The sequence below is a fragment of the Nocardia sp. NPDC003183 genome (assembly GCF_053590715.1).
Map to the genome: position 1 here is coordinate 85,994 of NZ_JBSFTG010000020.1, position 21,102 is coordinate 107,095.

The 21,102-nt window shown below is 68.5% G+C and carries 14 protein-coding genes; 5 read left to right on the forward strand and 9 right to left on the reverse strand.

Features of this window, described 5'->3' with window-relative positions:
• The first annotated feature begins 216 nt into the window (after window positions 1-216).
• From ACWDXS_RS32875 to ACWDXS_RS32890, 4 genes are read left to right on the forward strand one after another with little or no spacing between them, the layout of a single operon-like run.
• On the forward strand, window positions 217-6,693 hold the full coding sequence (locus ACWDXS_RS32875; RefSeq protein WP_449971793.1) for a type I polyketide synthase: 6,477 nt from the start codon (window positions 217-219) through the stop codon (window positions 6,691-6,693).
• Between the two features lie 24 nt (window positions 6,694-6,717).
• Entirely contained in the window at window positions 6,718-9,915 is a 3,198-nt protein-coding gene (locus ACWDXS_RS32880; protein WP_449971796.1) for a type I polyketide synthase, read from the forward strand.
• Window positions 9,912-10,901, forward strand: coding sequence for an AfsA-related hotdog domain-containing protein (locus ACWDXS_RS32885; protein ID WP_378995021.1), 990 nt, complete (start codon window positions 9,912-9,914; stop codon window positions 10,899-10,901). Before ACWDXS_RS32880 ends, ACWDXS_RS32885 begins: the two co-directional genes overlap by 4 nt.
• Window positions 10,898-12,196 carry a protoporphyrinogen/coproporphyrinogen oxidase gene (locus ACWDXS_RS32890; protein ID WP_449971800.1) on the forward strand — a complete coding sequence of 433 codons (1,299 nt, stop codon included), beginning with the start codon at window positions 10,898-10,900 and terminating at the stop codon, window positions 12,194-12,196. The genes ACWDXS_RS32885 and ACWDXS_RS32890 overlap by 4 nt, the downstream gene beginning before the upstream one ends.
• Before the next feature lie 25 nt (window positions 12,197-12,221).
• Here the strand turns inward: ACWDXS_RS32890 and ACWDXS_RS32895 are convergent, their stop codons facing one another.
• The 3 genes from ACWDXS_RS32895 to ACWDXS_RS32905 form a co-directional block, all read right to left on the reverse strand.
• Window positions 12,222-13,472 carry a PucR family transcriptional regulator gene (locus tag ACWDXS_RS32895; protein ID WP_378995016.1) on the reverse strand — a complete coding sequence of 417 codons (1,251 nt, stop codon included), beginning with the start codon at window positions 13,470-13,472 and terminating at the stop codon, window positions 12,222-12,224.
• A gap of 149 nt (window positions 13,473-13,621) precedes the next feature.
• Window positions 13,622-14,887, reverse strand: a complete 1,266-nt coding sequence (locus ACWDXS_RS32900; protein ID WP_449971803.1) for a YhgE/Pip domain-containing protein — start codon at window positions 14,885-14,887, stop codon at window positions 13,622-13,624.
• 92 nt (window positions 14,888-14,979) lie between these two features.
• Window positions 14,980-15,258 (reverse strand): hypothetical protein, encoded by a 279-nt coding sequence (locus tag ACWDXS_RS32905; protein WP_378995012.1) that lies wholly within the window; start codon window positions 15,256-15,258, stop codon window positions 14,980-14,982.
• Window positions 15,259-15,412: 154 nt separating this feature from the next.
• Here ACWDXS_RS32905 and ACWDXS_RS32910 point away from each other — a divergent pair, with 154 nt between their 5' ends.
• Window positions 15,413-16,324, forward strand: a complete 912-nt coding sequence (locus tag ACWDXS_RS32910) for a hypothetical protein (RefSeq protein WP_449971806.1) — start codon at window positions 15,413-15,415, stop codon at window positions 16,322-16,324.
• Between the two features lie 7 nt (window positions 16,325-16,331).
• Here ACWDXS_RS32910 and ACWDXS_RS32915 read toward each other — a convergent pair whose 3' ends face one another.
• The 6 genes from ACWDXS_RS32915 to ACWDXS_RS32940 form a co-directional block, all read right to left on the reverse strand.
• Window positions 16,332-18,002, reverse strand: a complete 1,671-nt coding sequence (locus ACWDXS_RS32915; RefSeq protein WP_449971809.1) for a DUF885 domain-containing protein — start codon at window positions 18,000-18,002, stop codon at window positions 16,332-16,334.
• 89 nt (window positions 18,003-18,091) lie between these two features.
• Window positions 18,092-18,760 (reverse strand): DNA alkylation repair protein, encoded by a 669-nt coding sequence (locus tag ACWDXS_RS32920; protein ID WP_449971812.1) that lies wholly within the window; start codon window positions 18,758-18,760, stop codon window positions 18,092-18,094.
• Window positions 18,761-18,794: 34 nt separating this feature from the next.
• Entirely contained in the window at window positions 18,795-19,436 is a 642-nt protein-coding gene (locus ACWDXS_RS32925) for a class I SAM-dependent methyltransferase (protein ID WP_378995004.1), read from the reverse strand.
• A 136-nt stretch (window positions 19,437-19,572) separates the two neighbouring features.
• Window positions 19,573-19,887: a hypothetical protein gene (locus ACWDXS_RS32930; RefSeq protein ID WP_449971815.1), complete on the reverse strand. Its 315-nt coding sequence runs from the start codon at window positions 19,885-19,887 to the stop codon at window positions 19,573-19,575.
• 170 nt (window positions 19,888-20,057) lie between these two features.
• A complete protein-coding gene (locus ACWDXS_RS32935; protein ID WP_378995000.1) occupies window positions 20,058-20,636 on the reverse strand; it encodes a hypothetical protein in 579 nt (192 codons plus the stop codon).
• A gap of 202 nt (window positions 20,637-20,838) precedes the next feature.
• Window positions 20,839-21,102 (reverse strand): hypothetical protein (locus ACWDXS_RS32940; protein WP_449971818.1); only part of this gene is annotated, 264 nt, incomplete at its 5' end.

Here is a 21,102-nt window from a genome sequence, read left to right on the forward strand (position 1 = left end):
GTGGTCACCGGGTGGCAATGCGTTTGGAAAATGTCAGGGACGACGCGAGGACCGTTGGTCGTTTCCCAAAGAGGCCCGGCGCGCGAGGAATTCGGTTGCCCGCTGTCGTAGCGTGGCGCCGGTCAGTGTTGTCGAGTGGATTGCCGGGCGAATACCCGATCCCGCCGCACTGCTCGATTCCCTGTCGATACCTCTGATGCAGGAGATGTTTGCCCTATGGCTCGCGAAGACGAACTACGCACTTACATGAAGAAGGCGATCCGGGAACTGCAGACCACCCGCGCGCGCCTCGATGATGTGGAAGCGCGGGCGACCGAGCCGATCGCCATCGTCGGCATGGCGTGCCGTTATCCGGGTGGGGTCACCTCGCCGGAGGAGTTGTGGCAGGCGGCGGTCGAGGGGCGCAGTCTGGTGTCGCAGTGGCCGGCCGATCGCGGCTGGGATGTGGAGGGCCTGTTCGATCCCGAGCCGGGTGTGCCGGGCAAGTCGTATGTGCGCACGGGCGGATTCCTCGACGGCGCTACCGGATTCGACGCGAACTTCTTCGGGATCAGCCCGCGTGAGGCGCAGGCGATGGATGCGCAGCAGCGACTCGTGCTCGAGACGGCCTGGGAGGCCTTCGAGCGGGCGGGCATCGACCCGACGACTGTTCGCGGTAGCGCCACGGGGGTCTTCGTCGGCTTGATGCCCGACACCGAGGGCCCGTCGTCGCGCGATATCGACGAGCGGGTGCGCGCGACGATCGAGCAGTTCCTGATGACCGGTCAGGCGTCGAGTATCGCCTCGGGCCGGGTGTCGTATGTGCTGGGGCTGGAAGGTCCGTCGGTCACCGTGGACACGGCGTGCTCGTCCTCGCTGGTCGCGATTCATCAGGCGGTGCGATCGTTGCGCTCCGGCGAGTCGACGATGGCGCTGGCCGGCGGTGTCACCGTGATGGCGACGCCCGCCGCGTTCGTCGCGTTCTCCACCCAGCGTGCGCTGGCGGCCGACGGCCGATGCAAGTCGTTCGCCGCGGGCGCCGACGGCACCGCGTGGGGCGAGGGCGTCGGCATGCTGCTGCTCGAGCGCGTCTCCGAGGCCAGGCGCCTCGGGCACAAGATCCTGGGTCTGGTGCGTGGCACCGCGGTGAATTCCGACGGCGCGTCCAACGGTCTGACCGCCCCGAACGGGCGGTCCCAGCAGCGGGTGATCCGATCCGCGCTGGCCGATGCCGGGTTGAGCACGACCGAGGTGGACGTCGTCGAGGCGCACGGCACCGGTACCCGCCTGGGTGACCCCATCGAAGCGGAGGCCTTGCTCGCGACCTACGGCGCCGAGCGCGAGGGCGGGGAGGCGCTGCTGCTCGGGTCGCTCAAGTCGAATATGGGGCACACGCAAGCCGCCGCCGGGGTCGGTGGGCTGATCAAGATGGTGATGGCGATGCGGCACGGGGTGGTGCCGCCGACACTGAACGTCGACGAGCCGACGCCGCATGTGGACTGGTCGTCGGGCTCGGTCCGGTTGGTCACCGAGGCGCGGGCATGGCCCGCGACCGGGCGGACGCCGCGCGCCGCGGTGTCGTCGTTCGGGATCAGCGGCACCAATGCGCACGTCGTCATCGAGCGGGGCGAGTCCTCGCCGGAGATCGAGCGATCGGCCGCAATCGTCGCACCGCCGGTGATTGCGTGGGTCCTCACCGCGCGGTCCGACGCGGCGGTGGCCGCGCAGGCAGGCGCGCTGCTCGGTCGGGTCGAGGCAGAACACGGCGCCGACCCGGTCGATATCGGTGTCGCGCTGCTCGACACCCGCGCCCGGTTCGAGCATCGCGCCGTGATCGTCGGCCACGATGCCCAGGAGCTGACAGCCGGGCTGCGAGCACTCGCGGACGGGCAGGGCGCACCGAATGTGGTGCGTGGCAGCGCCATCGCGGCCGTCACTGCGGCGATGTTCCCCGGTCAGGGCGCGCAACGCGCCGGGATGGGGCACGAGCTGTACGAGGGTTACCCGGTCTATCGCGCCGCTTTCGACGAGATCTGCGCGGAATTCGATCAGCATCGCGAAACGCCGCTGCGCGAGATGATTTTCGACGATCGGGCGAACGCGACCTCGCTCGACCGAACCGAGATCGCCCAGATCGCGCTCTTCGCTACCGAGGTGGCGATGTACCGGCTGGCCGAATCCTGGGGATTGCGACCGGCATTCGTGCTCGGTCACTCGATCGGTGAGATCGTGGCGGCCTATGTGGCCGGGGTCTGGTCGCTGCCGGATGCCTGCACCCTGGTCGCCGCCCGTGGTCGGCTCATGCAGTCCGCGCCGCCGGGTGGGGCGATGGTCGCGGTCGCCGCGGACTCCGAGACCGTCGCCGAACTCGTGCGTCGATACGACGACGTGAGCATCGCCGCGGTGAACGGGCCCGCGTCCGTGGTTGTTTCGGGTGCGCACGCGTCCGTGACGGCCATCGCCGAGCAGTTGGCGGCCGACGGCGTGCGTACCCACCGATTGCGGGTGAGTCATGCGTTCCATTCGCCCCAGATGGACGTGGTGCTGGCCGAATTCGGTGAAGTCTGCCGGGGTCTGACCTATCGCCCGCCGACCGTGCCGGTGATCTCGGCGCTCACCGGCAAGGTGGCCGAGGCCGCGCAGTTGTGCTCGCCGGAATACTGGGTGAGCCACCTGCGTGAGCCGGTTCGCTACCTGGACGCGGTGCGGTGGGCCCGTGAACAGGGCGGGGTCAACTGCTTTGCCGAGTTGGGGCCGGGGGCCGCGCTGACGGCGATGGTGCACGAGATCGTCGACGACGGTGCGGCGATGGCCGCCGTCGCGTTGCAGCGGCCGGGCCTCGCGGGCGACCTCGCGTTCGTCGCAGGACTGTCCACTCTGTATTCCCACGGGGCAGCGCTGGATCCGGGCTCGCTCTTCGAAGGCGCCGACGCCCGCCCGGTAGACCTGCCGACCTATGCCTTCCAGCGCGATCGGTACTGGCTCGAGGTGAGCGAGGGCAGCAATGTGCGTGGCGCCGGGCTCGACGCCGACGACCATCCGCTGCTCGGTGCGAAGATCGGCCTCGCTCAGGACGGTGGACTGCTGCTGACCGGGCGACTGTCGCTGCACTCGCACCCGTGGCTGGCCGGACACCGGATCGGTGGCGCGGTGCTGCTGCCCGGTACCGCGTTCATCGAACTCGCTTGGCATGCAGGTCAATTCGTTCAGTGCCCGACCGTCGGCGAACTCGTGCTCGAAGCCCCGCTCGTGATTCCCGAGACCGGCGCGGTGGAACTGCAGGTGCTGGTCGGACCGGCCGGGGAATCCGGGCATCGGACAGTCGGGGTGTACTCGCGCCTACAGACAGCGTCGGTGGAGGAGCTGCCGTGGACCGGACACGCCACCGGCACCATGCAACCGTCGGACGAGATCGCGGTGCCGGCCGGCGGGGCCTGGCCGCCGGTGGGTGCGGTGGCGGTGGCCGTCGGCGACCCGTACGAGGCGATGGCCGCGGTCGGTTACGACTACGGTTCCGCTTTTCGAGGCCTGCGCCAGATCTGGCGCCACGGCGACGAGGTCTTTGCCGAGGTGGCACTGCCCGAATCAGCCATCGGGGAGGCCGCCGAGTTCGGTCTGCACCCCGCGCTGCTCGACGCCGCACTGCACGCGATGATCGCGACCGGCACGGTCGGCCCGACCGAATCCGGCAAGATCCGGCTCCCGTTCGCCTGGGAAGGCGTCTCGCTGCATGCGGTCGGCGCGTCGTCGCTGCGGGTTCGCCTCACGCCGGTCGGCACCGACCGCATCGGTCTCGAACTCACCGATTCGGCAGGTAGGCCGGTGGCCAGTGCGCGATCACTGGCGCTGCGCGAGATCTCCCTCGAAGCGCTGGGTCAGCGCCCGGCGTCCTCGGACGGCGGACTGTACGAGATGAACTGGGTGACCGTTCCCTCGCCCGAACCCACTGCGGGACCGGGCGAATGGTCCGAGCTGGACTCTGTGGACGGCAGGGTAGCTGTAGAGCGCTGCGCACGCGCTGATCGCGATCTCGTTGTCGTGCGCGTGCACAGCGATGTCACCGCGTCCGTTCCCGCCGCCGTGCGCGAGCAGGTGATCGCCGTGCAGACGGTGGTGCAGCGATTGCTCACCGACGACGAATTCGCCGAGGCGCTGGTGGTTTTCGTGACCAGCGGCGCGGTGGCGATCCATGGCGCCGAGGATGTCGGTGACCTGGCCGGCGCGGCGGTGTGGGGTCTGCTGCGGTCCGCGCAGAACGAGAACCCCGGCCGCATCGCGCTGCTCGATCTCGATGATCGCAGCGACTACCGCGAGGCGGTGCGCAGCTGTGCCGCACTCACCACCGAGCCGCAACTGGCGATCCGGCACGGGGAGGCGCACGCGCCGCGCCTGGTGCGCGCGGGTGCGGACACGGTCGGGTCGGCTGAGCTGCTCGGTGCGCACGACTGGCGATTGGTCGACCACGGGCGCGGAACCCTCAACGGCGACAACATGATTCTGGCGCCGGCCGAAATCGAGCCGCTCGGACCCGGACAGGTGCGGATCGCGGTGCGCGCGGCGGGTGTCAACTTCCGCGATGTGCTGATCGTGCTCGGGATGTACCCGATCCCGAACACCGCCATCGGTGGTGAGGGTGCGGGGGTGATCGTCGAGGTCGCTCCCGACGTGGTGGACTTCGCGGTGGGCGATCGGGTGATGGGCATCTTCACCGGCGTCAGCGCCACGGTGGTGGCCGACCGGCGCACGGTCATCAAGATTCCGGAAGGCTGGTCGTTCGACGAGGCGGCGGCCGCACCGATCGTGTTCGCGACGGCCTACTACTCGCTGGTCGACCTGGCGCGGGTGCGGTCGGGGGAGTCGCTGCTGATCCACGCCGCCACCGGCGGTGTCGGCATGGCCGCGGTCCAGTTGGCCCGCCATCTGGGGTTGGACCTCTACGTCACGGCCAGCCCCGGCAAGTGGGATGTGCTGCGCGCGAACGGCTTCGACGACGAACGGATCGGCAATACGCGAACCACCGAGTTCAAGGCGAAGTTCCTCGAAGCGACCGGCGGACGCGGTGTCGATGTCGTGCTCGACTCCCTCGCGGGCGACAAGGTCGACGCGTCGCTGGACCTGTTGCCGCGCGGCGGTCGGTTCATCGAGATGGGCCTGACCGATCTGCGTGACGCCGACGAGATCGCGGCAACCCACCCGGGCGTCCGGTACCAGAACTTCATCCTGATGGAGGCAGGCCCGGACCGGCTGCACGAGATCCTGACCGAACTGCGCAGGCTGTTCGAATTCGGTGACCTGCAACCACTTCCGGTGACCCGGTGGGACGTGCGGCGTGCGCCCGAGGCATTCCGTCAGCTGAGCCAGGCACGCCACATCGGCAAATACGTCCTGACCGTGCCGACCCCACTCGACCGCGACGGCACCGTTCTGGTGACCGGCGGCACCGGCGGCCTCGGCGCGCTGGCCGCCCGGCATCTGGTGGCCACACACGGAGTTCGGCACCTGCTGCTCACCAGTCGTCGCGGACCCGACGCGGACGGCGCGAGCGAACTCGCCGCCGAGCTGACCGCGCTCGGCGCCCAGGTCGACATCGCCGCCTGCGATGTCGGCGATCGCGACGCTCTCACCGCACTGGTGGCGGCGATCCCCGCCGCGCATCCGCTCACCGGCGTCGTCCACACCGCGGGCGTCGTCGAGGACGCGTTGTTCAGCGAGCACACTCCCGAACACATCGCCACAGTGTTGCGCCCCAAGGCCGATGCCGCCTGGCACCTGCACGAGGTGACCGGCGGGCACCCGCTGGCGATGTTCGTGATGTACTCCTCGATCGCGGGCCTGCTCGGCAACCCGGGCCAGGCGAACTACGCTGCGGCCAACGGGTTCCTCGACGCGCTGGCCCAGCACCGCAGACACCGTGGCCTGACCGCCACCGCGATGGCGTGGGGGCTGTGGGAGCGCGGGACCGGCATCACGGGGCACCTGACCGAGCGCGACCTGCGGCGAATGCGCCGCGAAGGGCTGGTCCCGCTCACCGACGACGACGGGATGGCCCTGTTCGACAACGCCCTGTCGACCGGCAGAGCACTGGCCGTACCCGCACGCCTCGACCTCACGGCACTGGGCTCGCTCGGCGATGTCGACGAGATGCCCGCGATGCTGCGGTCGCTGCTGCGCGGCCCGCGCCGGGCGGCCGGCGGTGGCTCCGACGAGTCGGCGAAGCTGCTGTCGAGCCTCACCGGTCAGGAGCCCGCCGAACAGGAGCGGATCATCCTCGGCGTCATCCGGTCGCACGCGGCGGCCGTCCTCGGTCACGCGTCGGCGGAGGCGGTGCCCGCCGATACCGCGTTCACCGACCTGGGTTTCGACTCGTTGGGCGCCGTGGAATTCCGCAACCGGCTGGAGGCGGCCACCGGCGCGAAGCTGCGCACGACGATCGTCTTCGACTACCCCAACGCCACCGCGCTGGCGAGCTACCTGCGCACCGAGATCGCGCCCGTGGACGACCCGGGCGCCCGCATCGTCGGACAGCTCGACGCAGTGGCGGCGGGATGCGCCGGTATCGAGCTGCCACCGGAGCGGGTCGAGGAACTGCTGCTGCGGATCAACGACCTCGTGCGCACCCTGCGCGGCGACTCGGCGCGCGATCTGGTCGACAACATCGACGGTGCCGACGACGACGCCCTGTTCGATCTCATCGACCAGGTCCGTTCGGTCTGAGCCGAGACAGAAAGCGAGAGGCCGATGGCCACCGAAGCGGAACTTCGCACGTATCTCAAACGCGCCACCCGGCAGTTACAGGAGACCAGACAGCAGCTCGAGGACGAGCAGGCACGCGCACGGGAACCGATCGCGATCGTGGGGATGTCGTGCCGGTTCCCCGGCGGGATCGAATCGCCCGAGCACCTGTGGGAGGCGCTGATCGAGGGGCGCGACCTGATCTCGGAGTTCCCGGCGGATCGCGGCTGGGACGTGGACGGGTTCTACGATCCCGACCCGGACAAGTTCGCCAAATCCTATGTGCGAGAGGGCGGTTTTCTCGAAGGTGCGGGCGAGTTCGACGCCGGATTCTTCGGGATCAGCCCGCGCGAGGCCGAGGCGATGGACCCGCAGCAGCGCCTGCTGCTCGAGCTCGCCTGGGAATCGGTCGAACAGGCCCGCGTCGACCCGACGACATTGCGCGGCACCGATACCGGTGTGTTCGTGGGATTCAGCGATCAGGGTTACGGATTCGGCGCCACGCAGGCCTGGGATGGGGCGGAGACGTACTACTTCACCGGCAACCATGCCTCGATGGCGGCGGGTCGGGTCGCGTACCTGCTGGGTCTGGAAGGCCCGGCGGTCACCGTCGACACCGCCTGCTCTTCGTCGCTGGTCGCGATTCATCAGGCGATGCAGTCGCTCCGGCTGCGCGAATGCGGCATGGCGCTCGCCGGCGGCGTGACGGTGATGTCCACCCCGATGCCGTTCGCGCTGTTCTCGCGTCAGCGTGCGCTGGCGCCGAACGGTCGATGCAAGTCTTATGCCGCGGGCGCGGACGGCACCGCCTGGGGTGAGGGCGTCGGTGTCGTTCTCCTGGAACGTCTGTCGGAAGCGCAGCGACACGGGCACCGAGTGCTCGCGGTACTGCGCGGTTCGGCGGTGAACAGTGACGGCGCCTCCAACGGGCTCACCGCACCGCGCGGACCGGCACAGCAGCGGGTGATCGGGTCCGCGCTGGCCAACGCTGGTCTGCGCGCGTCCGACATCGACATGGTGGAGGGCCACGGCACCGGCACCGTACTCGGTGACCCGGTGGAGGCGCAGGCCCTGCTGGCCACCTACGGGCAGCGCGACGGTGCGCCACCACTGCTGCTGGGATCGGTGAAATCGAATATGGGACACACGCAGTCGGCCGCGGGCGTGGCCGGACTGATCAAAGCGGTACAGGCCATCCGGCACGGGATGGTTCCGCCCACGCTGCACGTGGACGCGCCGACCTCGCACGCCGACTGGACCGGAGATCGAATCCGGCTGGCGCTGCGGCCACAGCCGTGGCCGACCTCCGAACACCCACGCCGGGCCGCGGTGTCGTCCTTCGGCATCAGCGGCACCAACGCCCACCTGATCATCGAGCAAGCACCGGAATCCGAAGCACCTGCGGCGATTTCGGCCGACACCCGCCACGCGGTGTCGTCCACGGTCGCCTCCCCGCAGACTGTCGCCCCGGCGCATGCGAGGCCCACGCCCTCGCCGACTCCGTGGCTGCTCTCGGCACGCACCGCCGCCGCACTGTGTGACCAGGCGGCCCGCCTGCGCGCGGCAGTCACGAATTCCCCGGACGATCTCGCCGACATCGCGCACTCCTTGGCAACCACGAGAACGAGATTCGACCATCGCGCCGTCGTCGTGGCGAACACCCGCGGCGAGTTCCTGGACGGACTCACGGCCATCGCCGAGGAACGCACCGCCCCCTCGGCAGTCCTGTCACGCCGTGGCACCGGCGGCAAACTGGCGATGATGTTCCCCGGTCAGGGCGGGCAACTCGCGGGCATCGGCCGCGGGCTCTCTGACACGTACCCGGTGTTCGCCGAGGCGCTCGACACGATCTGCGCGGGTTTCGACGCCTATCTCGAGCATCCGTTGCGTACCGAGATGTTCGGGACGGGTGAGTTGCTCGCGCGAACCGACTACACCCAGCCCGCCGTGTTCGCCGTGCAGGTGGCTCTGTTCCGGCTGCTCGAATCCTGGGGCTTGGTGCCGGATTTCGTTGTCGGTCACTCGGTCGGTGAACTCTGCGCCGCGCACGTCGCGGGTGTGCTGTCCCTGGACGACGCGATGGCCGTGGTCGCCGCGCGTGGTCGGCTGATGCAGCGGATGGGCCCGGGAGCGATGGTGTCCGTACGGGCATCCATGGCCGAGGTCGCGGCCTCCATCGCCGGTCGCGAGGCCGAGGTATCGGTCGCCGCGGCCAACGGGCCGAACGCCACCGTGATCGCCGGCGATGTCGCCGCGGTGGGTGAGCTCGCCCGGCACTGGCGCGAACGCGGCCGACGAGTAGCCAGGCTCGGCGTAGACCGGGGCTTCCACTCGCCGCACGTGGATGCGATCGTCGACGATTTCCGCTCGGTCGTCGCGACCGTTCGCCTCCAGGAACCGCGCATCCCATTCCTCTCCACCGTGACCGGCACGGAATCCACACCGGGACAGCTCACTTCGATCGAATACTGGGTACGTCAGGCCCGCGAGCCGGTGCGTTTCCACGAGAGTGTGCTGCGGCTGCACGAATCCGGCGTCGTCACCTATCTCGAACTCGGCGCGGGAGACACCCTGTCCGGCCTGGTCTACGAGACACTCGCCGATACCGGCAGCACAGCCGTTCCGGTGCTGCGACCCGGCGCCGACGAAGCCGGTTCGGCGATCGAAGCCGTTGCGGGAGCCTGGGTGGCCGGTGCCGAGGTCGGCTGGTCGGCACTGTGTTCCGGCGACACCACCAGGGCCGTGGATCTGCCGACCTATGCGTTCCAGCATCGCCGCTACTGGGTCCACACCGACAGCGCCGTCCTCGAAAGCATGATCGGCGTCGCCGGCGCCGAACTCGCCGGTGACCGGATCGCCGGTCGGCACGACGCACCGGCAGGGGAGACACCGTCCACGCGTTCGGACCTGCTGACCGTTCCCGAGGACCGGCGCCGCGATGTCGCGGTCGGCCTGGTGGTCGATCAGATCCGCGAGATCCTCATCGACCTCACCGCGGACGAGATCGACCTCGACGCCACCGTTCTCGCGATCGGGCTCACCTCGCTGTCCGCTCTCGAACTGCGCGGAAGGATCAATGCCGCTGCGGGCACCCAGCTCTCGCTGGAGGATCTGTTCACCCACCCGACGCCACGGGCACTGGGTGCCGTACTCGTCACCAGGATCTGGAGCGACGCGCCGACCCACGAGACGGTGCTCGCATGAGCGGGGGACTGTCGCCGGTACGCGGCACCCTCGGATTCGAACAATTGGTGCCCGCCGCGCTGGCTCACCGGCGCGGACTCGCCGAGGTCTACGTCGCCGACACCGCCGTCGTCGGCAGCTCGGAATACCTCGCCGCCGTGCAGGTGCCGCGGGCGCACTCGCTGTGGTTCGATCGGCTCGTCGCCTACCACGATCCGTTCTCCGCCGTCGAGGCCGTCCGCCAGGCACTGCTCGTCGTCGGTCAGCGACACCTCGGTGTGCCCGCCGACGCGCCGGCCAGCCTGCAACGGATGGCGTTCGCGGTGGAAGACCTGAGCCTGTTCCGCGACAGTGAACGAGACCCGCTCGAGGGGGTGGTGCGCCTGCGTCCCGGCGCGGCGGGCACCGGGCGCGGGTACTACCACGACGTATCCTTCGACGCCACGCTGTCCGTCCACGGGGCACTGGCCATGACGCTGCGCGGCAGCGGAATCACCTTTCCCCGTGACGCTTACGACGAGTTCCGCGAACTCCAGCAGGGCAAGCGCTCCACCCTCGCCGCGGTCGGCCCCGACTCGGTGCGGCGATTGCCACCCGAACTCGTCGGCAGGCGCGACCCACGCAATGTCGTGCTGGCCCGCACCACGGCACAGGACCTCGTCGTGGTGGTGGACCGCGGCCATCCGAGCTTCTTCGACCATCAATACGACCATGTCCCCGGCCCGTTGCTGCTCGAGGCGTTCCGGCAGGCAGCGGTGCTGTCCGCGACCTCGGCGGGACTGCTCGGCTCACCGGTCGCCGCGGTGATCGACCTCGAAGCCCAGTTCACCGACTTCGCCGAACTGGACGCCCCCATCACCTGCACCACCGCCGCCGTCGGCGATCTCGACCTGGACGAGATCACGGTCGAAGTGGCGCTGCACCAGTACGGCAACCGCATCGCCCTCGCCCACGTCGAGTTGGCGCACTATCCCGTGTCCACGCAACGACAGGAGCTCGGATCATGACGACAGCATCGGCGAAACGGTACGCGGTCATCGGCGGCGGCTTGTCCGGCATCGGCGCCGCGTTCGCGCTGCACCGGGCAGGCCACACCGTCGAACTGCTCGAGCAGGACGCGGTGCTCGGCGGCCGCTGCGGCTTCGACTCCCTCGGCGGTCGGCCGATCATGATGGGCGGCAAGAACATCGGCCGCCGTTACCACGAGCTGCGTGGGTTCGTCGCCGCGTCCGGGGGACGGGTGTACGAGCCCTTCGGAATCAACAGCTCGCAGATCATCGACGGCGAACTGGTGACACTCGACAACCCCGGCATCGCCGGATTCCTTCGCCATCTGCTGCGGATGGGTTCGCCGATCGACGCGGCGCGCATGCTCTACTACGGTGCGCGCGTTCGATTCGACGAACGCAATCGTTACCTGGGGTCGGACTGGTTCGGGCGAGCGGGCACCGCCAACGACAGCGTCGCGCTCGGCGCGCATTTCGGCGCCGAGTTCGGACGTACTGTGTTGCGACCGTTGACAGTTCGGCTCAACGCCGCCGAGCCGGACGAGGTGTACCTCGGCGCGTTCGGGGTGAGCCTCGGCATGGTGCAGGATCGCTACGACCAGCTCGTCGACGGCATGCAGCCGGTCCTGGACTGGTTCGCCGGACAGGTGCCGGTCCGGCTCGGCACCCGCGTGGATCGCCTCGTGGTGCGCGACGGCCGGGTGATCGGGCTCGATACCGCGGAAAACGGTGGTGCCACTACCTTTTCCGCCTACGACGGTGTTGTCCTGGCGACCCCGGCGCACGCCGCGGCCGGCCTGCTGGAACCCGTGGTTCCCGCGCTGAGCAAGGCATTGAGCGAGGTGGCCTACTACCCGTCCACGGTCGCGGTGGTGCAGTACGAGCGGCCCTTCTTCGGCAGCACCGTTCGCTCGATCGCGTTCGACTCGGGGCCGTGCAGTGCCGCGGGGGTCTACGGGGTGAACGATCTCGATATCGTCCGCTACACCTTCAGCGGGCGCGATGCCCGGCCGAGTCCGGATGCGCAGCTCTTGGCGACGTGGATCGACGACGCCGAGGCGAAGGTGCGCGGTCATCTCGGCGGCCCGGCGATCGAGCGGGTGCGGACCGAAACGCGCAGCTGGGCCGCGGCGCATTGCGCCTACCTCCCCGATCACGCCGGTTTCCGCACAGTGGTGCGCGAACAGACCGAATCCGTTGCGGGACTCCAGCTTGCGGGTGACTACCTGCTGGGCGCCCAGTTGGAGGCCTGCTACCGATCCGGCATCGCCGCGGCCCGGGCATTGATCGCGTGAGCCAGGTCCGGGGCGCCACGCGAGATCACGCGGCGCCCCGGGTGTGCACCATATCGTCGGCGAGCAGTGCGATACGGGCCCGCAGAATGCCCTCCGCGGTGGTCAGGTCGAGGTCGGTCAGCCCGCTCACTCGACGCAGCCGGTAGTCGATGGTGTTGGGGTGCACATGCAGCCGCCGGCCGGTGGCTTTGCGATTGAGGCCCGTGGCCATATAGGTCCGCAGCGTTTCCAGCAGCTCGGGATGGGTGGCGAGTGGGGCGATGACACCGGCCAGATGCTCGCGCGCCGGACCGGGGCGGGTGAGCTGATATTCGATCGCCACATCCGAGAGCTCGTACAGCCCAGCGGGTTTGGCGATGCCACGCACCAGCTCGAGCAGCTCGTGTGCCTCCTCGGTGGCCTGCGGGATCTGCTCGGTCGGGGCGGGTACCAGGGTCGCGGTGAGCTCGACTCCCGAGGTCGCGCTGATCGTGGCGAGGACATCGCCGGTCATGCGCACCAGCTCGGGTTCATCGCTCGGGATCAGCAGGGTGCCACCGTTGGTGCTCAGCAGGGCCAGTGATCGTGAGGCGAAGGCATCGGCCAGCGCCGCCTGCACCCGCCGCAGTTTGCGGCGCGCCACCACCTGCGCGTCCACGCGCGGGTCGTGCTCCTCGGCCAGCTCCGGAATCATCAGCGCCACCACCTGATAGGAATCGGCGACTCTGATCCCGGTCTGCCGGGTGAGCGCGCCGACGCCGTGGCCGCTCAGCAGCGCCGACACCATCGTCTGCGCACCGGTCTGGTGTTCCTTGGCGACCTGGCGCTGTTCGTCGAGATAGGCGCTCGTCACCGTCGCGTTGATGACCTCGAGCGTGCGCAGCAGCAGGCGGGTACCCGCGACGACCTCGGCGAGGTCGGCTGCGGTCACCTGCCCGACGACGAGCTCGAAGCCGATCCGGAACCCCTCCGCGTAGGCGCGCAACAAGGTGCCGACGGGCACGCCTTCCCGCGCGTGCTGGGCGGATGCCGCGCGCAGCGCCACCAGTTGCTGCTCGGACGGCGTGGTGCGCTTGTCCAGCATCTCCATCGCCAGCGCCAGGCAGCGGCGGGTGAACTCGGTGACGTCACCGCGCATCGCCTCGCTCGGCAGTGCTTGGCAGGGCATCACGTTCTCGGCGAAATAGGAGACCAGCTGCGAAACCAGCTCGTCGGCGTTTCCCAGAAAACTCGACGCGGCCCGGCCGCCCGCGATGGTGAGCGGATTGGGTATCCGGTCCATGGCTTGAGAATTCATCGAGTGCACTCCGGTGTGGCAGACAGCGAATGGGGCTGGTCGTGGGACTTGTGTGAATCGCAACATAGCCACATCGGAGGTCGTAGTCGCCGGTCCCATGGAATGGCCTGGTGGGATCACGACGGCCTCACAGCCGGGGTTGTGCGGACTCACAAGCGCGTGGGGTCACCGTTCGCTGCACGGTTGCGGTGCAGGCCGACGCGGTCATAGACCGACGTGCTCGCCGCGCCGAGTACCAGTCCGACCGCCAGGCCCAGCGCAGTCATCCAGAAACCCCTCGCGAGCCCGGACCCCAGATCGGCGTCGAAGTACAGGATCGCGCGGACCGCCGTGTACACCTGATGCAGCGGTTCGAACGAGGCCAGCACGCCGAAGTAGCGAGGGGTGGCCTCGATCGGCACCGAACCGGCCGAGGACGGCAGCCCGAGAATGACGAACACGATCAAGTTCACCAGTAGCCCCGCCGAGCCGAGCGCGGCGAGCACCGACAGGCCGGTGACACCGACGGCGATCATCGCGAACGCGCTGTAGAGAAACAGCGGAAGGGGCTGCGCGATCGGCATTTCCAGCACGCGCGCGACGACGAGCAGTACCGCTGCCACGAGGTGCGCCGCGACGATGAGCACGCCCCATTTGAGCAGCAGTGTGCGCCATCGGGAGATCCGCGCGGGTCGCACGTGCGGTGACCACGGCCCGTACTCGGTCGGCACGAATCCCAGTGCGCCGTCGACCATCGTGTGGACGATCATCGCGCCGAGCGTGCCCGCGAGCAGGAGTACGAGAGCGTAGAAGAACGCACCCAGCCCGGCCCCGCTGCCGTCGGGCAGTGGATGGAACTCGGTGTGGATCACCTCGACCGGGTTGCGCAGTGTCACCGCGGTCGCACCCGGCAGTGCGTAGTCAGGACCGAGTGACCCGGCCACGGTATCGAGTAGTTGCTCACCGATCCGCGTGTTCACCTCGGTCAACGCCCGGTCGCTGAATCGCTGCACGATCGCCGAGGCGAACGCGCCGGTGCGTGGATTGGTCCGCACGGTGATCGTGGGACGTTCGATCTCGCCGGGAATCACGCTTCCCATGCCGAGATTGCCGAGTCGTTTGGTGAAGTCGCCCGCGATGATGATCGCGCCGTAGAGTTCGCCGCTGCGTAGCTGTCTTTCGGCTTGGGCAATTCCCAGTACGCGCAGGTCGATCTTGTCCGCGGGGACACCGTCGCGCAATGCTGTGGTGATCTCGTTGCCGATATCGCGCCACTGCGGCGGTGAACCGAGCGTATCGCCCACATCCTGGTCGACCAGCGCGATCGGGAAGTCGTGCAGATTCTTCTCGGGGTCCACGATGTAGCCGAGATACATCGTGGCCATCAGCGCACTGAGCAAGGTCAGGACGATCGTCGGGAACAGCCAGATACGCACCGCCGCACGCTAACAGCGGCCGAGGCCGCGCGGCGGTGCGTTGGAATCTGTCCAACACCGGTGATCGAGCGTTGGCGCCGGTCCGAAAAAGCTCACACGCCGGGTAACGGTTTCGCGTCGGACGGTACATTCATGAATGCCGAAATCACGTGATCGCTGAGGTAGAGCCTCAGTTCTGAACGCCACTCGGCGGGGATGCCCGCCGGGACCATGTCGAGTGCGTCTTCGACCTCTTCCCATATTCGGGGAAAGGGGATTCCGTTGCGCGAACAGGATTCGACGGCGACCATCAGCTGTTGCGTCAGGCAATCCATGTGGACGGTCGGTGTCACAGTGAATGCCGTGTCGAGTAGCAGCTCGAGATCGTCCATTGTTTTCCCCTTACCGGTTTCGCACCCCTGCTGTGCGCTCAACGTAGGTGACCGATTCACGGTGTGGGAAATCGTGCCGGGGTTACTGGTGGTTCAGATATCTTTCGGCTGCCGACTTGTGATCCGCACCGACCGGCCGGTGTAGGTTCGACCGATGACCTCCACCGCCCTGTACTGCGGCACTCGCTGGGACGAGCAGGGTCGATGGTTCTACGAGCTGCTCGGCGACGACGGGACCACCGAGCTGCTGCCCGGGATCGGCACGCGGCTGGCGTTCCGGATCACCGATTCGGGACGATTCTGCTTGGGCTACAACGGGTTCGGTGCGGGACGTCGCGGGAAAGTTGCGTGTCCCCGTCGCGCACGGATCGAGACCGGGCGCCAGTGCGAGCAGTGCCGGGTCACCGAGGGGTGGTCGGTGGTGCACAGCCACCGGGGCCCGCTCACGGCATTGCCCGAACAGGTCCGGGCTTATCTGTCGCAGCCGCACCATCTCTACATCGCGTATTTCGGGGACGGGATGACCAAGGTCGGTACGGCTTCGGCGTCGCGGCGCAATCGCCGTCTCTTCGAACAGGGTGCGCTGGTCGCCCGGTTCATCACCGATTCCCCGGACGGGCTGCACGTTCGAGATCTGGAACGGACGGTGACCGAGCGAGCCGGGATCGGGCAGGCGGTCGCCGGGGTCACCAAGACCCGCATCCTCACGAAACCGCTGCGCCCCTGGGCGGTGCTGGAATCCGCGGTCGCCGACGCGGCCGAGCACGCCGCGGGCACGCTGCCCGCCGACATCACGCGCACCGACATCGCCTGGTCGGGCGGGCGGGACTTCTACGCCACGATCCAGGCGTACGGCCGATTCCCGGTCGCCACCGAAATCGCCGGGGAGCCAGGCGAATACGTCCTCGACGCGGTCACCGCGCACGGCCACACCATCGCCTGCCGCGACACCGCGGGCGCGAGCGAACTCGTGTTGGTCAACGACACCCGCCTGGTCGGTCGCCGCATCGAACTCGACTCCGCGATCACGGCGACGCCGGAACCCGCGCAGACCAGCCTGTTCTGAAGTCCGCTCACTCCATGGCGGCGAGTTGTGCCCGCATCGTGTCCAGTCCCATACCGCCCAATCGCAACGCGCGGGTGTGGAATCGCCGCATGTCGAACGACGCTCCAGCGCGCGCCCGGGCTTCCTCGCGAGCCGCCAGCCAGAGGCGTTCACCGATCTTGTAGGCGGGCGCCTGTCCGGGCCAGCCCAGGTAGCGGTCGATCTCGTCGCGAGCGGTGGTCTCGTCTTCGAGGGTCCGCGTCAGCAGGAACTCCAGGCCGAGATCGGGAGTCCACCGCTCGCCCTCGTGGAAGTCGGCGCCGGCCGGAATCTCCCATTCGAGGTGCATCCCGATGTCCACGACCACCCGGGCGGCGCGGAACAGCTGCTGGGAGAGCATCCCGAACAGGTGGCCGTCGTCGTCGAGGTAGCCGAGTTCCTGCATGAGGCGTTCGGCATAGAGCGCCCACCCCTCGCCGTGCCCGGAAGTGAACGACATCAACCGCTGGTAGGTGTTCAGCGAATCCGCCTCGTACACCGCGGTCGCGATCTGAAGATGATGGCCCGGCACACCCTCGTGATAGACCGTGCTGACCTCGCGCCAGGTCGTGAAATCCTCTTTGTCCGGCTCCACCGACCAGGTCATGCGTCCGGGTCGGCGGAAATCGGCGGTCGGGCCGATGTAATACGCACCGACGACTCCGCCCGGCGGCGCGATGGTGCATTCCAATCGCATGAGCTCGTCGGGGATCTCGAAGTGCTTCTCGCGCAACGATGTCAGGGCTTCGTCGGACATCTTCTGTAGCCACGCCCGGAGTCCGGCCCGCCCGCGCACCCGGTATTTCGGGTCTGCGTCGAGCGCTGTCGCGGTCTCGGTGAGGGAGGCACCCGGCGCGATCCGGGCGGCAACGGCGATCATCTCGGCCTCGAGCCGGGCGAATTCCGCCCAGCCCCAGTCGTAGGCTTCCCGCAGGTCGAGGTTCGCGCCGGTGAAATAGCGTGACCAGAGCCGGTAGGTCTGCTCGCCGACGGCATCCTTGGCGGGCGCGCTCGCCATGAGGTCGGCGCGCAGGAACTCGGCGAGAGCGGCATATGCCTGCTCGGCCGCATGCGCGCCCTGCCGCAGCCGCGCCAGCGGCGCACCCTCGACACCTTCCGCGGCGGCGACAAAAGTGGTGAAGAACCCGGTGTTCGCGCCGGAACCCGCCCAGGTGTCCGCCTGCTCGGCGACCTTGATGATCTGGCGCAGCGCACTGACCTGCCCGCGCTCGGCCGCGACCAGCAGCGAAGCCCGCAGACCTGCCAGCGCCTCGGGCACCCCCGCGAGACGCTCGGCGATCACCGCCCAGTCCTCGGCAGTCTCGGCGGCCATCACGTCGAACACCATCCGAATGTGCTGTACCGGACTTTCGATCACATTCAGCGCGGCGAGGGGGAGCCCGGCGTCGTGGATCTCCACGTCGAGCCCCACTCGCTCGGTGAACACGGCTTTCGCTACGCGTTCGCCGTCATCAGTAGGTTGTGCGGCGAGCATGGCGTGCAACGCATTTCGCGCTATCCGCGCCCGAATATCGTGCCCGGCAGGCGAATAGTCGGTCAGGCGATCGTCGTGTCCCGCGATGCCGAACATGGTCGCCGTGACCGGATCAGCGGCCGCGTAATCCTCGACGAACCGATCACAGATCTCATCCACACCCATGCGGACACGCTAACGGCCATCGGCCGCCCGCGGGCAACCTACGATCGCGAGCACGGCCACCGCGGTGTGAGCGCGCCGCACCGGAACCACTAGGCACTCTGCCGACGCACGATCTCGGTGATCCAGGTGGGTGCGAACGGGGAGGTGCAGCCAGGGGGAGTGGGGTAGTCCTTCAAGACCTGGAGGCGTTCGCCGATGTCGAGGGCGCGGGCGCGATGGCCGGGGTGGTCGATACCGATCTGGGCGAGGCAGTGGTTCATCGCCCACTGCAGGCGATCGGGTGCGGTTTTCATCTGCGCTTCGACGAGGTCGAGCAGACCGGTGAGGTCGAGGCCGTCGGGCTTCTTCGCGACTCGTTCGGTGGTCAGTGCCCAGCCCGCGCTCGCGACCACGGGGTCCGGGTCGTCGAACCAGGCGACACGCAGTTCCTCGGCGTGCGGGTTCTTCTTCACGACATAGTTGACGAGCCAGTCGTGGACCTTGGGTGTGCGTGCCTGGCGGATCATGGCGTCCAGTTCGTCACGCTCGAACATCTTCGGCCGGCAGATCAGCAGGCCGAGGAGTTTCGCCGCGGTGTCGTCGGTGTCCCAGAGTTGCCGGGCAAGCGCCGGTTGTGTCTTCAGGCGTTTGGCGAGCGCGCGCAGCTCGGTGAGGTTGACGCAGTGATCGTCGCCGTGCTTTTCGTTCACCGCGCGCATCTTCGGGTTGTCGAGGGCGGCCAGTTCGGCCAGCACCTCGTCCACCGTCGTTTCCGGCACCTGCGCCTCCTGGTCTAGTGCTCCTCGGAGACCATCATGCGTCGGACCGTGTCGAGGTGCCAGGGCTGGGTGCTCGGGAGAACACCGCGACCAGGAAGTCGGAGTCGTCGGTGAAGGGCCGAAGATCCCAGGTCGACAGCAGCAGGTCGACGGTGAGCCCGGCGGATCCGGCGTCGGTCAGGAACTCGGCGAACTCGTAGCCGCGGTCCGCACCGAATCCGATGATCGCCCGCCCGCCCGGCGCGAGATGCCCGGCGAATCCCGCCAGCACCGCCGACCGGGTGGACGGGGCCAGGAACGTCATCACATTGCCCGCGCACACGATGGCGTCGAAGTCGGCGACGGGCAGGTCCAGCTCGGCGAGGTCGCCGACCAGCCATGTCGGACCGGGATGGTCCGCGCGTGCCGCGTCGATCAGTACCGGGTCGACATCGACGCCCACCACCGTGTGCCCCACATCGTGCAGGTATCCACCGGTCCGCCCCGGCCCGCACCCCGCGTCGAGCACCCGGCTGCCACGTCCGAGCATCGCGTCGACCAACCGCGCCTCACCTACGATGTCGGTCCCCTGCGTGGCAAGCGTCCGGAAGCGCTCCACATACCGGCTCGAATGCGCCGGATCCGCGGCGACGATGTCCTCCCAGCCACTGGGTGTGCGCTCGTTCGACGCGTTCATGATCGCTCCCTCGATTCGGCCGCTATGCCAACCTTGCCGACCTTAGCCGCGATGGTGAGAAGTCCGAGCCGGCTGATCGGACGAGCGGCCGGCTGCGAACTGCCGCGAAGGCATCTGCCCTGCGCGGGAGCATCGTCTAGATCGATGGAGGCATCGCGGGCCTGAATCCGCTTGCCGGTGGTCGCTGGGCGCGGCTGCGGCGGATGAGGGTGACGATCAGAATGGCGATGCCGAGCAGGACGGCGGTGATCGCGATGGCCACCGCGAGCAGGATCGGGCCTGCGAGGGCGGAGCCGAGGTCTTGGCCGACGGCTAGGGTGATGCCGGGGCCGCCCACGATCACGAGTACCGCCGCCACGATCCACCCACCCGACGACTGCTGCGGCCGCGCGGGGAGTTGGTGAAATGTCCGGCCCTGATGAGCGGTCGGATAGCGTGCGGGGTCGGACACAGCGGAGCCAACTGAGCGCCGCGCGGTCTCACGGCTTCGCTGCTCAACTTATCTTGTCCCACAGACAGTTTCGTTGAACACTCGTGTGTCCTCCGGTGCCTACCCTGTGGTGGCGACCCGGCGACGGTCCGAGTGGTGACCGCGCGAGGCCGGCCACCACTCGGGACCCGTTACGGCGTCGAGTAGCCGATGAGGGCGCCGATGCCCGCACCGATCGGGATGGTCACCAGCGCGCCGACTCCGCCGAGGAAGAAGCCGAGCACAGCGCCGATGCCGGCGCCGATGAGCGCGCCGATGCCCGCGTTGTGCTGCTTGCGGGCCTCGGTGTCACCGGCCGCGTCGACGAATTCGGCCATGTTGGCGGTGACGACGGCCGGTGCGGCGGTGGGGGTCAGCGTCGCTGACCTGCCGTCGGCGGAGATCCCCGCGACCAGGTCGAAATCGCCTGCTCCGGTGATGATGCGGGTCGGCACGGCCGCGACCACGTTGCCCTCCCTGTTCGTGAGCGTGACCGCACCGCCGACGACCCGGAACGTGCCGTCCGGGGCGGACACCGTGAGCCCGGAGCCATCGGCCAGCGGACTCGCGGTGAACGCCACGCCGCTGTCGACACCCTGCACGATCGGAGCCGCGGCTGATGGTGCGGCCTGCGCGGTGGTGGTGGCCGCGAGGCCGACAGCACCTGCCGCGAGAGCGGCGATCACGCCGAGTCGTTGTGCGCCCGAATTTGTTCGAGACGAGAAATGCATCCTGCCCCTCCAGTCTGCCCGCCAGATCCGGCGGAACATCCTCTGCCGGACCGGATCTCGGTCCGAGGACATTTTCGCATCGACGGCGATTCCGTGGAACCCACCAGCGGTGATACCGGAAAAACATCATCACTTCGACATAAATGATGAATTACATTGCCACACCGTAGATATCGGTACGGTTACCGGAAATATTCCGGTCCTACGGGACGGTCGACGGTCCCGGCTCGTCTTCGGGCTCCTGGACGACGACCAGGTTCGCCGACAGTGCCGCGGAATCGATACGGGTGATCGAGTCCAGCATCAACTGCGAGACATCGACAACCTCGACACCCTCGCCCTGACCCTGCTCCTGACGCGCGGTCACCCCGTCGTTGAGCATCACCCGGCAGAACGGGCAACCCGTCGCGATCTTCGTCGGATTCGTCGACAACGCCTCATCGACCCGATCGACATTGATCCGCTT